The organism is Neobacillus niacini (assembly GCF_031456445.1).
In the GTDB taxonomy this organism is placed as follows: domain Bacteria; phylum Bacillota; class Bacilli; order Bacillales; family Cytobacillaceae; genus Neobacillus; species Neobacillus niacini_I.
Window position 1 is genome coordinate 42352 of sequence record NZ_JAVDUQ010000016.1, and the last position, 15364, is coordinate 57715.

The following is a 15364-nucleotide window of genomic DNA, read 5'->3' on the forward strand; positions in this document are numbered from 1 at the left end:
ATCCAAATGGATTTTTCTTGGAAGGAATTATCAGACTTTTACTGTCATAGGAAGGGAAATCGAGAACAAAATAAGAATTGAAGCGGCACGCTTCAGGTGTTACAGCAATAGGAAAGGGGTTCTTAGATGGCTACTCGTGAATCAATGAGTCATTTAATTCAACAATGTGAGGATGCGATTCGATGTGCTCAGGAGCATTATCGAGAGGGCAGCCTTCAAGAGCATTACAATAATGATGATTATACAAAAGCCTTACAAGGACTTGAAGGAACGTACCAGGACATTTGTAAAATGGCCCAATTCGCAAATTCACAGCAGAGGGAACAACTTCACAGAATGAGACTACAGCTTCAGCAGGTACAAAATACAATGATTTTACAGGGACCTTATCAAAATACACAAATTCTTGAGTAACCAAAGAGGAGGAAAACTTGGTGAAAAAACGGTCGAAACAGCAAAATCCGGAACAAAAAACGAGGAATGGCATCAATAATAACGATATAGAGTTAGGCCAGGACGTTGATGTAGTGAAACAGGCAAAAAAGAAATATGAAAAGACTGGCGGCCAGCCAGTAAAATCGAAATTTCATCAGGAAAAGGAACAATCATCTTAATTGGCTAAGCACCCTCAACAAATGTTGGGGGTTTTTTATTTTTGTTTTTATAGTCGAAATAAGGCAATGAAAAAGGATTGCGCGTTAAGTAAAAGTACCCTACACTTATGTAGGGTTTCGAAATATTTAATTGTAAAGGGGAATTTTCATGCCGCGTGCATTATGGCTGTTAATTATCGGGATGGCAGTGAATTCAACTGGCTCTTCTTTTTTATGGCCTTTAAATACAATCTATATTCATGATCATTTAGGGAAAAGTTTATCAATGGCTGGGGTTGTTCTCATGTTAAACTCTGGGGCGAGTGTCATTGGCAACCTAATTGGCGGTAGTTTTTTTGATAAGTATGGGGGTTATAAATCGATTCTGGTAGGAATTGGTATTTCCTTGTTTGCCATTATTGGACTTTCAATTTGGCATGGGTGGCCAGAATATGTGATCTTTTTAACCATCATAGGACTAGGAACGGGTGTTATTTTTCCATCCATGTACGCCATGGCAGGTTCTGTATGGGTTGAGGGAGGGCGTAAAGCCTTTAATGCCGTGTATGTTGCCCAAAACCTTGGAGTTGCGGTCGGAGCAGCACTTTGTGGGATTGTTGCAGATTATTCTATGCAATTAATTTTTCTTGCAAATGCCGTAATGTATATCATCTTTTTCTTCATTGCTGTGTTTGGTTATCGGAATATCACAGTAAGTCCTGTAAAACAAAAGAAAAAGTCAGAAGAACCTTTACATGTAAAAAACAAACGGAATTTAAGAGCATTACTTATCCTATGTTCCGGTTATTTGTTATGCTGGGTAGCCTATGTTCAATGGACCACGACCATCGCCTCATACACACAGGAAATCCATATTTCCTTATCACAATATAGTTTATTATGGACGATAAATGGGGCACTCATTGTTCTTGGCCAACCACTTTTAAACAGTGTTTTAAAACGCTGGGTTACCTCGTTAAAGATACAGATGGTGACCGGAATCATCATTTTTATTATTTCCTTTGTGGTTGTTGGTAATTCCAGTACTTTTCTCGGGTTTCTTCTCGGGATGATTATTTTAACCATTGGGGAAATGTTTATTTGGCCGGCGGTTCCAACCGTTGCTTTCTCCTTATCACCTAAGGGTCGTGAAGGATTTTATCAAGGAATTGTCAATAGCACTGCCACTGGCGGCAGGATGCTTGGTCCGCTATTAGGTGGAATCATCGTCGATTTATATAGCATGTCGACATTATTTACCATATTAATCGCATTATTTTTGGTGGCTATTATCACAACACTAATCTATGATCGTGCAACAGTACCACGCACCGTTCGTGGACAAATCTGAGGATTCGTCCGTGTGGAATGGACAAAGCAGTTTTTTGAACTCTTTGTCCATTTTTATGTTTAAAAGATAAGGAATGCGGCAATTCTGAATTTAGGCTTTTGTTTTCTTGCAAATTGCCGGGAAATTTTATACAATATCCGTATATCTTTATATTGAAAGACATGGATTAGGAATAGTAATGGTTCCTGCCCGTTTAGAGAGTTGACGGCTGGTGAAAGTCAATCGGGTACATCATGAACTCGCCTAGGAGTTGCAAGCACGAAAGAAGAGTAATGTTTGCCGTTTACCGCGTTAAGGAGAATGAAGCGAGTGTTTTTAACACTAATGTGGGTGGTACCGCGGGAAGATACATACAATCCTCTCGTCCCTTTTTTGGGATGGGAGGTTTTTATTTTTTAAGGAGGAAACTGACGATGAGTTTCGATCACCAACAAATTGAAAAAAAGTGGCAAAAGAAGTGGGAAGATGAAAAGGTATTCAAAACAAGCGAAGAATATGATAAACGTAAATTCTACGCTTTAGATATGTTTCCATATCCATCCGGTGCTGGACTTCATGTTGGGCACCCTGAAGGTTATACAGCAACAGACATTCTTTCTCGTACGAAACGGATGCAGGGTTATAATGTGCTTCATCCAATGGGCTGGGATGCATTCGGGTTACCAGCTGAACAGTATGCTTTGGATACGGGAAATGATCCGGCTGAATTTACGGAGAAAAATATTAACACGTTCCGCAGACAAATTAAATCACTGGGTTTTTCTTATGATTGGGACCGTGAAGTAAACACAACCGATCCAGAATATTATAAATGGACGCAATGGATTTTCTTGAAACTTTGGGAAAAGGGCCTTGCCTATATTGATGAAGTGGCGGTTAACTGGTGTCCAGCACTTGGAACGGTTTTAGCAAATGAAGAAGTCATTGATGGAAAAAGTGAACGCGGAGGACATCCGGTAGAACGCCGACCAATGAAGCAATGGATGTTAAAAATTACGGCCTATGCCGATCGTCTGCTTGAAGATCTTGAAGAGCTTGATTGGCCGGAAAGTTTGAAAGAAATGCAACGAAATTGGATTGGCCGCTCTGAAGGTGCTGAAGTCACTTTCCAAATCGACGGACATGATGAAACCTTCACAGTGTTCACAACAAGACCAGATACACTATTTGGAGCAACCTATGCAGTTCTAGCTCCTGAGCATACCTTTGTTGATAAAATTACAACCGCTGAACAGCGTGCAGCAGTGGATGCCTATTTAGATAAAGTAAAAACTAAAAGCGATCTTGAGCGGACGGATCTTGCGAAGGAGAAAACCGGCGTATTCACGGGTGCATATGCCATTAATCCAGCAAACGGTGAAAAAATGCCTATCTGGATTGCTGATTATGTATTAGTCAGCTATGGAACTGGTGCCATCATGGCGGTTCCAGCGCATGATGAACGCGATTATGAATTCGCAAAGCAATTTGACTTACCGATTAAGCAGGTCGTTGCTGGCGGAGATATTGAAACCGAAGCATACACTGGTGATGGAGAACATATTAACTCTGAATTCTTAAATGGATTAGATAAAGCAGAAGCGATTCAAAAAATGATTGCTTGGCTTGAAGAGAAAGGGATTGGTACGAAGAAAGTAACGTTCCGTTTACGTGACTGGCTATTCAGCCGTCAGCGTTACTGGGGTGAACCCATTCCGATTATCCATTGGGAAGATGGCACAATGACCGCTGTGGCGGAAGAAGAGCTTCCATTAATGCTTCCAAAAACAACGGAAATTCGACCTTCTGGAACAGGTGAATCACCACTTGCCATTATTGATGACTGGGTAAATGTCATGGATCCAGAAACCGGTAAAAAAGGCCGTCGTGAAACCAATACGATGCCACAATGGGCAGGTAGCTGCTGGTATTATTTACGCTATATTGATCCGAAAAATTCAGAAGCACTTGCTTCTGAAGAAAAATTAAAGCATTGGCTTCCGGTTGATACCTATATTGGCGGGGCGGAGCATGCGGTGCTTCACTTACTTTACGCTCGTTTCTGGCATAAGTTTTTATATGATATTGGTGTTGTGCCAACGAAGGAACCATTCCAAAAATTATTTAACCAAGGGATGATTTTAGGCGAAAACAATGAAAAAATGAGTAAATCAAAAGGAAATGTCGTTAATCCCGATGATATTGTGGACAGTCACGGTGCCGATACGCTCCGTTTATATGAAATGTTCATGGGACCGCTTGATGCCTCAATTGCATGGTCAACAAATGGACTTGACGGCTCACGCCGCTTCCTTGATCGGATATGGCGTTTACTAGTTGAGGAGAATGGTGAGTTAAATCCGAAAATCCAGCCAAACGAAGAAGCAGCTAATTTAGATAAAATCTATCATCAAACTGTGAAAAAGGTAACCGAGGATTATGAAGGCTTACGATTTAATACCGCTATTTCACAAATGATGGTATTTATCAATGAAGCTTATAAATCAATGGTGCTTCCAAAGGATTATATGGAAGGCTTTGTGAAATTACTTTCACCTGTTTGCCCGCATATTGCAGAAGAGCTTTGGGAAAAGTTAGGTCATAACGGTACCATTTCCTATGAAGCATGGCCAGCATATGATGAAGCAAAGCTTGTAGATGAAGAAGTGGAAATTGTCATCCAAGTGAATGGAAAGGTGAAAACGAAGCTAATGGTGCCAACAGATGCCAGCAAAGAAGCATTAGAAGGTATTGCCATGGACGATGACCGAGTGAAGGAACAAATTGAAGGAAAAACGGTCCGAAAGGTCATTACCGTTCCTGGAAAATTAGTGAATATCGTAGCAAATTAAATTAAGGAGCATCCTCCTATCTATAGGGGGATGTTTTTCTGAAAGGATGTTTAAAAATGGAAGAAATTCAAATTATTACTCCGGAAGAATTAAAGTCGAAGCTTGAGCAGGGGGAAAAGCTCGAACTTGTTGACGTGAGGGAAGATGAAGAGGTTGCGGAAGGTATGATTCCGGGAGCAAAGCATATCCGGATGGGGGACATCCCGGCTAACCTTGACTATTTTGATAAGGATAAAGAATATATCTTCATCTGCCGCTCAAGCCGCCGCAGTGAAAATGTCTGCTACTACCTGCAGGAACAAGGCTATAAGGTCCGCAATATGATTGGCGGAATGATGAATTGGCCAGGAGAAATAAAGGAAACTCGCTGATTGGCAAGCCCTTAAGGGCGAAGATAGAAGCGTAGTTACTCTTATGCCTTGAGGGGAAGGTTACCTTTCCCTTCGACCAAAATAACCGATTCCATTGTGGAATCGGTTTTTACTATGGATTCAGGTTCCACCTGTCGTTGTATCAAAGCCGCCATGATGCCCGAAAGATTGGCCGCCGTCCGTAAATTGATCTTGGTTTTGTTGAAAAGAATTTCCGTTATTTTGATCAAACTGTGATGCTTGGTCATCATCAAAGCTGAAATTTGAATTCGAATTGGCATCACCAGTCCCTTGACCACTACTAGAATTAAAATTATTTTGAGCTTGCTGATTTGTATTTTGATTAGCCGGAGCGTTTTGACTCACTGCTGCTTGATTATTATTACTATTTGATAGTCCGAGATAGGATACCATTCCTGCAACTAATGCTATGCTCCCGAAGCTGACACCCCAAGAGATTCCTTGTTTTTTATCCAATTTCTTTTACTCCTTTCTTTATTTCTGATTGTAGTTTATAAGCCCAACCTTAAATAAATCTTAAATTTTTGTGGATATTGATTTTTAAAATTCTGAAAATAAGGCGATAATGATAGGAAAAAGGAAAGGGAGAGAAGAAAGTGATTCAGGTTAAATTGTTTGACCGGGAGCATGAGAAGGATTTAGAAAAGGAAATGAACCGGTTTTTAAAAGGTTTGGATGAAAAAAGTCTATTAGATATTAAATATAATGTCGCGGCGATGACAGAGGAAGAAGAGGAAGAACAAATTTATTGTTTTTCAGCCATGATAATTTACAAGGCCTGAATTTGTACTGTCCAGCTCCAGCGCCTAGGGGCTCGAGGTCACAAGCCAATCCGTCAAGAAGGTTAAAGAGCAACCTTCTCGCCGGCTCGTCTTGTGCTTGTCGCCCCTGACCAAGGCACTTCCGCTTTTCTTTTGATCAGGCCTGTTTCATAATAGATTTTGCAAAAAGAGCAGCATTTGTTCCGGCGAGTCTCCCGGTTACGAGTGCAGAGGTAATATTATATCCGCCGGTATAGCCGTGGATATCCAGGATTTCCCCGCAAAAATATAAACCATTCATCCTTTTAGAGCCCATCGTTTGCGGCTCAATTTCTTTTACAGAAATCCCGCCTCCTGTGACAAATGCTTTTTCAAGTGGCAGGGTGCCGTTTACTTGAAAGGTAAATTGCTTGCAGCTTTTTGCAAAACTACGAATTTTTTCATGCGAAATCGTTCCACACGGTGCCGCAGGATCTATCTCATTGTTCTCCAGTAAAAATAAAAGGTATCGCTCGGGAACCAACCCTTTTAAGGTATTTTTGATACTTTTCTTCGGCTCCATTTTCACGAGCTTACTAATCTCTTGAAAAAGGACCTCTTCTTTTTTGTCAGGGAGGACATCAAGGCTCATGGTTACCTCTTTTAAATTCCATTTTTTCATCGCTTTGACCACAAATTGACTGCAGCGTAAAACAGCTGGCCCGCTAACCCCGAAATGAGTAAAAATCATATCCATTCGGTGAGAAATAATTGGCTTGCCTTTTGGATTTAAAACACTTAATTCAATGTCCCTTAAGGAAAGCCCTTGAAGAGTTTTCTTTTGAATAAAGGCTTCGCTTGAAGTGACAGGTACCTCGGTCGGGAACAACTCGGTCACGGTATGGCCAGCTTTCTCCGCCCATGAATACCCATCCCCGGTTGACCCGGTATGGGGAACAGATTTCCCGCCTACAGCAATCACAACTGATTTTGCAATTATTTCTTGACCATCCCTCAGCAAAACGCCTGCAGCCTGCCCGTTCTCATAGATGACATCCTTTACGGCTGTGTTTTTAAAAATACGGACCTTCAGAACTTCTAATTTTTGCAAAAGAGCATCTACAACGGATTGGGCTTTATTCGATGCAGGGAACATCCGCCCGTGATCTTCTTCCTTTAAAGCAATCCCGAGTTTTTCAAAAAAAGCAATAATATCCTCATTGCTAAAGATGGAAAACGCACTGTATAAAAATTTTCCATTTCCCGGGATGTGTTTAATAATTTCATCAACAGGGAGCCGGTTTGTCACATTGCACCGTCCGCCCCCGGAAATAGCGAGCTTTCGGCCAAGTTTGTCGCCTTTATCAATTAATAGGACTTTCGCACCCTTTTCACCAGCGGCTATCGAAGCCATCAAACCTGATGGACCACCGCCAATAACAATTACATCAAATTCCATTCTTTCACCAACTTTATGTTCCAAGTAGTTTTTGGTTAAACTATTCCATTATAAACCTTACCATTTTTTCTGAAAAGAAAACGGAAAGTCAATATTTCAAAAAAATTTAATATGATTGTTAGTAGCGTCGAAGGGAAAACAGTTGTAAACTACTATAGTGTGCAAAAAAAGTCGAATTAACTTTGAGAAAGAATATATTTTTATTTCTTTTTCTTTAAACAGGAAGGGATTCTATGTCGTCTAAGCTTTTAAGAGGAACGTTTATATTAACCTTTGGAACGATTTTATCAAAGGTTCTTGGCTTATTCTATGTCATACCTTTTTATCAAATAGTAGGGTCTTCTGGAACAGCTCTTTATCAATACTCCTATGTTCCCTATACGATTTTTATCAGTATTGCGACAGCCGGGGTGCCTCTTGCTGTTTCAAAATTTATATCTAAATATAATGCCCTTGAGGAATATGCTGTTGGTCGTAAGTTATTTAAATCGGGCTTAGTGATCATGATGGCGACAGGAATTGTATCTTTCTTAATCCTCTATTTTTCTGCCCCGCTTTTCGCAGAAATGATGTTTACGAAAAACGAGGATGTTGGATCAAGTTTAAAAGATATCACAACGGTAATTAGGGCTGTAAGCTTTGCCTTGATCGTAGTTCCATTTATGAGCTTAATTCGTGGATTTTTCCAAGGGCATCAATCAATGGGACCTTCCGCAGTATCGCAAGTAATTGAACAAATTGTCAGGATTACTTTTACCCTTGCCGGTGCATATGTCGTCTTGCATTGGTTTAAGGGCAGCACGGTACAAGCAGTTAGTGTTGCAACCTTTGCTGCCTTTGTCGGAGCAATCGGAAGTTTATTGATGTTATTTTGGTACTGGTATAAGAGAAAGCATTATTTGGATGAGCTTCTTCTTCAGGATAAAGGGACAATCAATATTTCACTAAAAGAGATTTATAAAGAAATCGTTTTATATGCAGCCCCATTTGTATTTGTAGGAATCAACAATCCATTATTCCAGGCGATTGATCAATTTACCTTTTACCGTGCATTGGGTGCAACGGAGTTTGCAAAATCAGCCTTTTCGATTTTAAACTTTGAGTCACATAAGATTGTCATTATTCCCGTCTCACTTGCAACAGGATTTTCGTTGGCGCTGGTACCAAGTATCACGAAGGCATTCGTTGAGAATGACCGTAGTGGATTGAATCGCCAATTAAATCAAGCATTTCAAGTGCTTCTTTACTTAACCTTGCCGGCAGCCATTGGACTTTCTTTGTTGGCAGAGCCTGTTTATACCGTATTCTATGAGCATAAAATGCTTGGAGTGGAAGTATTAAGGGTGTATGCCCCTGTTGCAATCTTGTTTGCTATGTACTATGTAACAGCCTCTATTTTACAAGGGATTAATGAACAACGCTTTACGGTTTTAACCTTGCTGGTAGGATTGCTAATTAAATTATCGTTAAATATTCCATTGATAAAAATGTGGGGACCACAAGGAGCCGTACTGGCAACGACCCTTGGATATATGGCAGCCATCGCCATCAATTTATTTGTCATTAAAAAATTTGTAGGGTATCAGTATCGGCTTGTCTTTAGGAGAAGTATGCTAATCTTTATCTTTGCAGGCTGTATGTGGGCAGGTTGTGAAATCGTTTATAGGTTATTGACGCTTTTCCTGTCACCTGCATCAAAGGGACAATCCCTTATTATTATTGTCGTTACGGCAGCAGTTGGTGCGGTAATCTATTTTTACCTAGGGTTAAAATCAGGACTGATCAACCGTTTATTCGGGGATCGCGTTGACCGTATAAAGCAAAAGCTGCATCTAAGAGTTTAAAAACCTTCTCAAAAGGGGGCATGAGCAATGAGAATTGATAAAATGCTGGCAAATCTTGGCTATGGGAGCCGCAAAGAAGTAAAACAGCTTCTAAAAAGCGGTGCCGTAAAAGTAAATGATGTTGTCGTAAAAGACGCCAAAGAGCATGTGGATCCCAATAAAGAAACCGTTACATTAAATGGTGAAGCGATTGAATATAAAGAGTTTATTTATTTGATGATGAATAAACCACAAGGGGTTTTATCAGCCACTGAGGATCATTCCTGCGAAACGGTTATTGACCTATTGGAGCTTGAAGATCAAGTGTATGAGCCATTTCCAGTCGGCAGGCTGGACAAGGACACAGAAGGGCTGCTCCTGATTACAAATGATGGTCAATTGGCCCATCGCTTACTTTCCCCAAAAAAGCATGTTCCGAAAACCTATTTTGCTGTGATTGACAGGGAAGTAACGGAGGATGATATCCACGCGTTTGCAGATGGGGTAACACTCGATGATGGCTATAAAACAAAGCCCGGTGAGTTAAAAATTTTAAAATCAGGTCTTCGTTCTGATATTGAGCTTACGATTACCGAAGGGAAATTTCATCAAGTAAAAAGAATGTTCGAAGCCGTTGGGAAAAAGGTCGTTTACCTGCAGCGGATCTCGATGGGGCCGCTAGCTCTGGATGAGACACTTGAACTTGGAGAATATCGTGAGCTAACAGATGAAGAAATGGAGTTATTGATGGAGTATCAAGTGAAATAACATTTTGAAGGACATTTTCCTGTTTTATTTGGCAGAAATGTCCTTCATCGCCGTTATGAAGGACGTTTTACATGTATTTTGGAGAGAAATGTCCTTCATCGCCGTTATGAAGGATGTTTTTCATGTATTTTGGAGAGAAATGTCCTTCATCGTCGTTATGAAGGTCGTATTTCATGTATTTTGGAGAGAAATGTCCTTCATCGTCGTTATGAAGGACGTTTTTCATGTTCTTTGGAAAGAAATGTCCTTCATCGCTGTTATGAAGGACGTTTTTCATGTTCTTTGGAGAGAAATGTCCTTCATCGCCGTTATGAAGGACGTTTTTTATGTTCTTTGGAGAGAAATGTCCTTCATCGCCGTTATGAAGGACGTTTTTCATACATTTTGGAGAGAAATGTCCTTCATCGCCGTTATGAAGGACGTTTTTCATGCATTTTGGAGAGAAATGTCCTTCATCGTCGTTATGAAGGACGTTTTTTATGTTCTTTGGAGAGAAATGTCCTTCATCGTCGTTATGAAGGACGTTTTTTCATGTTCTTTGGAAAGAAATGTCCTTCATCGCTGTTATGAAGGACGTATTTCATGTTCTTTGGAGAGAAATGTCCTTCATCGCCGTTATGAAGGACGTATTTCATGTTCTTTGGAAAGAAATGTCCTTCATCGCCGTTATGAAGGACGTATTTCATGTTCTTTGGAGAGAAATCCTTCATCGTCGTTATGAAGGACGTTTTTTATATTTTTTGTAAAGAAACGTCCTTCACTAAAATCCTATTGTTTTTCAAAAAAAGAATAACTACCGATATTTTTAATCAGCAGCTTTGCCTTTTTTCCGTCTTGATTTGAAATCCATAAATCTTCTTCGGAGGCTGCGACATCCTTTTTCCGTAACCAAGTTAATTGGGCCACAGAAGGAATATAAACAGGATGGTAATCCCCGAAGTCTGCTGGTGGATGGGTAATCTGTGTCTGCTTCTGGTTAATGAGATTAATTAAAAATAATGATGGGTCAGGGCGCTTGCCTGCTTCGTTAGACCACTCTGTTTCTTTTACCCTGGATACATAAAGTGTATGGTCATCCTTCCAACCGAATCCTAACTCTGCAAAATGTGCCGGTGTCAGGCTATGGGTTTTATAGGCCGGAAGTTCAGTTACCTTCATGTTCTTATTCTTGAACCCAAAAACAATTCTTCCGCCCCCAGCGATGTAACCGATTAAATTTTTTTGCAATGCCCATTGGGGATGATCCACTCCAAGGATGACTTCATCCAAAACCTCAAAATTCTTTCCGTCTGAAGAAATAACACAAGCCATATTACTGTCCATGGACCAAGACGCTGTTGGTCCCACAATAAAAGAAATCCACTCGCCATTAGGAGAAAACTGAAAATCGATTCCATCAATAGCAATTATGCTAACATCGCCTTTCTTCAATTCTTTTGGAAGTGTATAAAAAGGCTTTACGTTTTTTGTTAGGCTTGTCATCTTTTTCAAATTCTTTTCCAGCGATATTTTAAAAAGAACTGGATTTGTCCACCCATCAGGACGTAAGGATGCACTTGAAGAGGCAATAAAGGAGCGGCCATCTGGAAACCAATTATAATCTCCGACCCCTAATGCAATATTATAAAAATGATCAAGGTCGGAGACATTTAACACCCCGCCGCTTTTAAAAGCTACTAAATTCTCAATCGGCGACCATTTCGGATTTGTACCATTAGAGGTAATCCTTTTGTGCCGCTTTGTTTCGGTATTATAAACCCAAATTTCTGTATGTTTTTCAGTGTTAAGTTCATCCTTCGGTTCGATTTGATACAAAATCCACTTTCCATCATGCGACCATTGGGGAGCATGAGGGTAATGACCCGGTTTTTTCGTTATTTTCTCCTTTCTTCCATTCATCATTGTCCAAAGAGATCCATCTTTGATATAGGCCATTTTTAAGGAAGCATCAATTGGTTCTGCGGTTGCAAAGCTTGGCAGCAGCAGAAATATAATAAATACTATGAAAAATTGTTTTTTCATTCTTTCACCTCACCTTCTATTATTTTCCACAAGAAAGTGAGAATTATGATAAAAAAAACAAATGAACAACATTGCAAATAACATGGTAAAACAGTGGGTAATCTATAAATATTTACTTGGGATTTTTGAAGAGGGGGAAGTATATCATGAAGCTAACACATGAACAGCGGATTGAGTTACATGGCTTTAATAACCTGACAAAATCACTTAGCTTTAATATGTATGATATTTGCTATACGAGAACAAAAGAAGAACGTGAGGCCTATTTGCAATATATTGATGAGGAGTACAGTGCGGACCGATTAACCAAAATGTTAAAGCATGTTTCGGACATCATTGGAGCCCATGTCTTAAATATTGCCAGCCAGGACTTTGAACCAGCAGGAGCAAGCGTGACTCTTTTAGTCTCAGAAGGTCCAGTTGAGCACGCTCCATCCGAATCCTTTGAGGAATCCCCAGGACCGCTGCCAGAATCAGTCGTCATCCAGTTGGATAAAAGTCATATTACCGTTCATACATACCCGGAGTATCATCCTGATGAAGGCATAAGTACTTTTAGGGCAGATATTGATGTCTCTACCTGCGGGGAAATTTCACCGCTTAAGGCCCTGCATTATTTAATCCGTTCGTTTGAAACAGATGTTATGATTATTGATTACCGCGTCCGCGGATTTACTAGGGATAAAAGCGGGCATAAGCTATTTATTGACCATGAAATCAGTTCGATTCAAAACTATATACCTGAAGATGTTGGCGAAATGTTTGATATGATTGATGTAAATGTATACCAAGAGCATATTTTTCACACAAAATGTAAGCTGCGGGAGTTCGATTTAAATCATTATTTATTTGGTTACACAAAGGAAAAATTATCTCCTGATGAACACATTGAAATCACCGAAAGAATAACAATGGAAATGGACGAAATTTTTTATGGGAAAAATATTGTTCAATAGCCAAGAAAGAGCTTAGAAAATAACTCTAAGCTCTTTCTCTTGTGGAAATTACCCATTTAACAAATGATGTAGCATTCTATCTTTGTCCTCAAAAAATTGCTTCATCATTTTATAATGATTCGTCTTTTCAAGAGGGCGTTCGTGAATCCCTTCCTCTGTAAACTCGAAAATTTTCGCGTTCGGATACGCCATGATAATTGGAGAATGGGTTGCGATAATAAATTGAGAGTGATCTTGAACCAGGTCATGAATTCTTGTCAGCATCGACATTTGCCTCAGGGGTGAAAGAGCGGCCTCAGGTTCATCCAATAGATAGACCCCATTTCCACGAAAACGATGGAGAAAGGTAGCAAAGAATGCTTCTCCATGCGATTGTTCATGCAGTGAAACTCCCCCAAAAGAATCTATGACTCGCGGACCGCTGCCTTCCCGATCTAATTCCTCAATATTGGAAGCAACATTATAAAAACTTTCTGCCCGCAGGAAAAAACCATCACTTGGTCGATCAACTCCCTTTATAACCATCAAATAATCCCCAAGAGGTGAGTGAGAATCAAAGGTAGAAAAATTAAAGTTAAGGGACCCTCCTTCTGGATTAAAGCCTAATTCGATAGCAATCGCTTCTAATAACGTTGACTTCCCCATCCCATTCTCCCCAATAAGAAAGGTCACATTGGGGTGGAATTTTAATTCATCCAATGATTTCAGACTGGGGAGATTAAATGGATATTTTTTAAAAGATGGTACATGACTCCTTTTTAATTGGACGCTTCGTAAGTATTGATTATTTATCATAAATATACCTCAAGAGGAAATTTTACTTTGATTGTATCAAATTTTCAGTTTCTCTTAAATGAAACTTTTTCCAAAAATTAACGTAATATTGGTAGATAGAAAAAGTTACGAGGAGTGGCAGAATGAACAAGAATTCGCTTTATTTTAAAGATAATTTTTTTTCGTCTGGCAGGACGGAAGTTTTTAATAGTTTAAAAGAGAAGGTAGGGGAGTTGGATCTAAATAGCGCCTTTTCCTCTAGTATTGACGTAATAGAGGGGGATGGGAAAAAGATTATTAGCGGTAGATTTGGTTTCTTTAGCAATAAATGGAGGATTTCAGACGGCAGCGGTCAAGAAATTGGGATTCTCAAACAAAAGCTAACGTTCTTGGCTAAAAAATATGAATATAATGCTTATACCCGTGGTATTTATACGATTGAGGCAGAGGTCTTTTCCCGCCAATATGAAGTATTAGATGAACAATCCAACCAAGTAGCCAAATTTGAAAAAGTAAACGGATTTTTTGCATCACCCTCTTACCAATTAACGAATATTGACGAGAAACTCAGTTCAGCTGAATTGATAGCGGTTGTAATGGGAGTCAATGCCATTCAAAAAAGAAGAAAAAATAATGGAGCTGCAGCAGGCAGTGCGGGAAATTGATTTTTATAGTGCTTAATAAAACCATTTTTGAATGAAACTGGTCTGTTAAGGTGACTTTACCTACTGTAGTGTTGCCCTTTTTATTTTTTAAACTATTGACATGAAACCAAAAGGTGTTATATATTTTTGATGTGAAACCAAAGGGTTTCGTTTTTGACGGAAACGATTTGAGGAGGACTCTTAAAAATGACAAATGAAACATTACAGGATATTAGGTATACAGAAATTTATCATGCTCCCATTGAAAAAGTTTGGGCTGCTGTAGCTACTTCAGAGGGGCTTGCCGCATGGTTCATGCCGAATAATATGGAGCCGGTAGAGGGCAATGAATTTCATTTAAATGCCGGACAGTTTGGTATGTCACCTTGTAAGGTAACTCAAGTCGACCCTCCCAATCGTCTTTCTTTTAATTGGGGAAAAGATTGGACGCTTACGTTTGAATTAAAAGAACTGGATGGTAAAACTGAATTTACCCTTATCCATGGCGGCTGGGATGCGAACAAGGTTACTGAATTTGGTGCACCGCATACTCCAATTCGTGAAAATATGAACCAAGGCTGGGCAGGTCTTGTTAAAAAATTGCAAGGATATGTTGAGGCATAAATGGCAGCTTCTTCGGCCAAACATGATGTCTTTCAAGCTATCGCTGACCCAACTCGCCGAAGGCTGTTAAAACTTTTAAGCCAGCAGGAAATGCCTGTTAAAGCAATCAGTGATCAATTCCCAATTAGCCGCACTGCCGTTTCCAAGCACTTAAGAGTATTAGCCGATGCAGGTCTGGTTAAAGAACGTAAGGTAGGTAGAGAAACACGGTATATGCTTGAAGCTGAGCCTCTATATGAATTAAAGGATTGGCTTCAATACTTTGAAATCTTTTGGGATAATAAACTTTCGGCGCTTAGGCGTTTTGTGGAATCCGATGAGCCAGATAACAATCATTTAGCGGGACCAACCGAGGTAATCAAGTCTGAAGAATAGAAAAAAGTGATA

Annotated in this window: 17 protein-coding genes and 1 other annotated feature; of the genes, 13 read left to right on the plus strand and 4 right to left on the minus strand. The window is 39.8% G+C overall.

Annotated elements, in window-relative coordinates; all coding sequences use genetic code 11:
• The first annotated feature begins 126 nt into the window (after positions 1–126).
• From J2Y67_RS14440 to J2Y67_RS14460, 5 genes are all read left to right on the plus strand, one after another.
• Positions 127–414, plus strand: a complete 288-nt coding sequence (locus tag J2Y67_RS14440; RefSeq protein WP_310175160.1) for a YtzC family protein — start codon at positions 127–129, stop codon at positions 412–414.
• A gap of 20 nt (positions 415–434) precedes the next feature.
• On the plus strand, positions 435–614 hold the full coding sequence (locus J2Y67_RS14445; RefSeq protein ID WP_310175162.1) for a glycogen biosynthesis protein GlgD: 180 nt from the start codon (positions 435–437) through the stop codon (positions 612–614).
• Between the two features lie 148 nt (positions 615–762).
• Positions 763–1944 carry an MDR family MFS transporter gene (locus tag J2Y67_RS14450; RefSeq protein ID WP_310175164.1) on the plus strand — a complete coding sequence of 394 codons (1182 nt, stop codon included), beginning with the start codon at positions 763–765 and terminating at the stop codon, positions 1942–1944.
• A 153-nt stretch (positions 1945–2097) separates the two neighbouring features.
• Positions 2098–2316: a binding site (T-box leader), on the plus strand.
• Positions 2317–2357: 41 nt separating this feature from the next.
• On the plus strand, positions 2358–4775 hold the full coding sequence (leuS, locus tag J2Y67_RS14455; RefSeq protein WP_310175166.1) for a leucine--tRNA ligase: 2418 nt from the start codon (positions 2358–2360) through the stop codon (positions 4773–4775).
• Positions 4776–4831: 56 nt separating this feature from the next.
• On the plus strand, positions 4832–5146 hold the full coding sequence (locus J2Y67_RS14460) for a rhodanese-like domain-containing protein (protein ID WP_310175168.1): 315 nt from the start codon (positions 4832–4834) through the stop codon (positions 5144–5146).
• A gap of 120 nt (positions 5147–5266) precedes the next feature.
• On the opposite strand, the gene J2Y67_RS14465 is transcribed toward J2Y67_RS14460, so the two are convergent.
• Positions 5267–5623: a hypothetical protein gene (locus J2Y67_RS14465; RefSeq protein WP_310175170.1), complete on the minus strand. Its 357-nt coding sequence runs from the start codon at positions 5621–5623 to the stop codon at positions 5267–5269.
• A gap of 140 nt (positions 5624–5763) precedes the next feature.
• Between J2Y67_RS14465 and J2Y67_RS14470 the strand changes: the two genes are divergently transcribed.
• Positions 5764–5949 carry a sporulation protein Cse60 gene (locus J2Y67_RS14470; RefSeq protein WP_071356693.1) on the plus strand — a complete coding sequence of 62 codons (186 nt, stop codon included), beginning with the start codon at positions 5764–5766 and terminating at the stop codon, positions 5947–5949.
• Positions 5950–6085: 136 nt separating this feature from the next.
• Here the strand turns inward: J2Y67_RS14470 and J2Y67_RS14475 are convergent, their stop codons facing one another.
• The gene (locus J2Y67_RS14475; RefSeq protein ID WP_310175175.1) at positions 6086–7366 is read right to left on the minus strand and encodes a BaiN/RdsA family NAD(P)/FAD-dependent oxidoreductase; all 1281 of its coding nucleotides are present in this window, start codon (positions 7364–7366) and stop codon (positions 6086–6088) included.
• 233 nt (positions 7367–7599) lie between these two features.
• Between J2Y67_RS14475 and J2Y67_RS14480 the strand changes: the two genes are divergently transcribed.
• Genes J2Y67_RS14480 through J2Y67_RS14490 form a run of 3 tightly spaced genes read left to right on the plus strand, consistent with a single transcriptional unit; the run spans position 7600 to position 10678 of the window.
• Positions 7600–9210, plus strand: a complete 1611-nt coding sequence (locus J2Y67_RS14480) for a putative polysaccharide biosynthesis protein (protein WP_310175177.1) — start codon at positions 7600–7602, stop codon at positions 9208–9210.
• A gap of 27 nt (positions 9211–9237) precedes the next feature.
• Positions 9238–9957 (plus strand): pseudouridine synthase, encoded by a 720-nt coding sequence (locus J2Y67_RS14485; protein WP_310175179.1) that lies wholly within the window; start codon positions 9238–9240, stop codon positions 9955–9957.
• Between the two features lie 28 nt (positions 9958–9985).
• Positions 9986–10678 (plus strand): hypothetical protein, encoded by a 693-nt coding sequence (locus tag J2Y67_RS14490; RefSeq protein WP_310175181.1) that lies wholly within the window; start codon positions 9986–9988, stop codon positions 10676–10678.
• Between the two features lie 47 nt (positions 10679–10725).
• Here J2Y67_RS14490 and J2Y67_RS14495 read toward each other — a convergent pair whose 3' ends face one another.
• The gene (locus J2Y67_RS14495; RefSeq protein ID WP_310175183.1) at positions 10726–11979 is read right to left on the minus strand and encodes a TolB family protein; all 1254 of its coding nucleotides are present in this window, start codon (positions 11977–11979) and stop codon (positions 10726–10728) included.
• A gap of 146 nt (positions 11980–12125) precedes the next feature.
• Here J2Y67_RS14495 and speD point away from each other — a divergent pair, with 146 nt between their 5' ends.
• Positions 12126–12935 (plus strand): adenosylmethionine decarboxylase, encoded by an 810-nt coding sequence (gene speD / locus J2Y67_RS14500; protein WP_310175185.1) that lies wholly within the window; start codon positions 12126–12128, stop codon positions 12933–12935.
• A 48-nt stretch (positions 12936–12983) separates the two neighbouring features.
• On the opposite strand, the gene J2Y67_RS14505 is transcribed toward speD, so the two are convergent.
• The gene (locus J2Y67_RS14505; RefSeq protein ID WP_310175187.1) at positions 12984–13730 is read right to left on the minus strand and encodes an AAA family ATPase; all 747 of its coding nucleotides are present in this window, start codon (positions 13728–13730) and stop codon (positions 12984–12986) included.
• A 122-nt stretch (positions 13731–13852) separates the two neighbouring features.
• Here J2Y67_RS14505 and J2Y67_RS14510 point away from each other — a divergent pair, with 122 nt between their 5' ends.
• The 3 genes from J2Y67_RS14510 to J2Y67_RS14520 all read left to right on the plus strand — a co-directional run bounded on the left by J2Y67_RS14510 (position 13853) and on the right by J2Y67_RS14520 (position 15352).
• Entirely contained in the window at positions 13853–14374 is a 522-nt protein-coding gene (locus J2Y67_RS14510) for an LURP-one-related/scramblase family protein (protein ID WP_310175189.1), read from the plus strand.
• 186 nt (positions 14375–14560) lie between these two features.
• Positions 14561–14977 carry an SRPBCC family protein gene (locus tag J2Y67_RS14515; RefSeq protein ID WP_310175191.1) on the plus strand — a complete coding sequence of 139 codons (417 nt, stop codon included), beginning with the start codon at positions 14561–14563 and terminating at the stop codon, positions 14975–14977.
• The gene (locus J2Y67_RS14520) at positions 14978–15352 is read left to right on the plus strand and encodes an ArsR/SmtB family transcription factor (RefSeq protein WP_310175193.1); all 375 of its coding nucleotides are present in this window, start codon (positions 14978–14980) and stop codon (positions 15350–15352) included. It abuts the gene before it with no gap.
• Positions 15353–15364 lie beyond the last annotated feature (12 nt).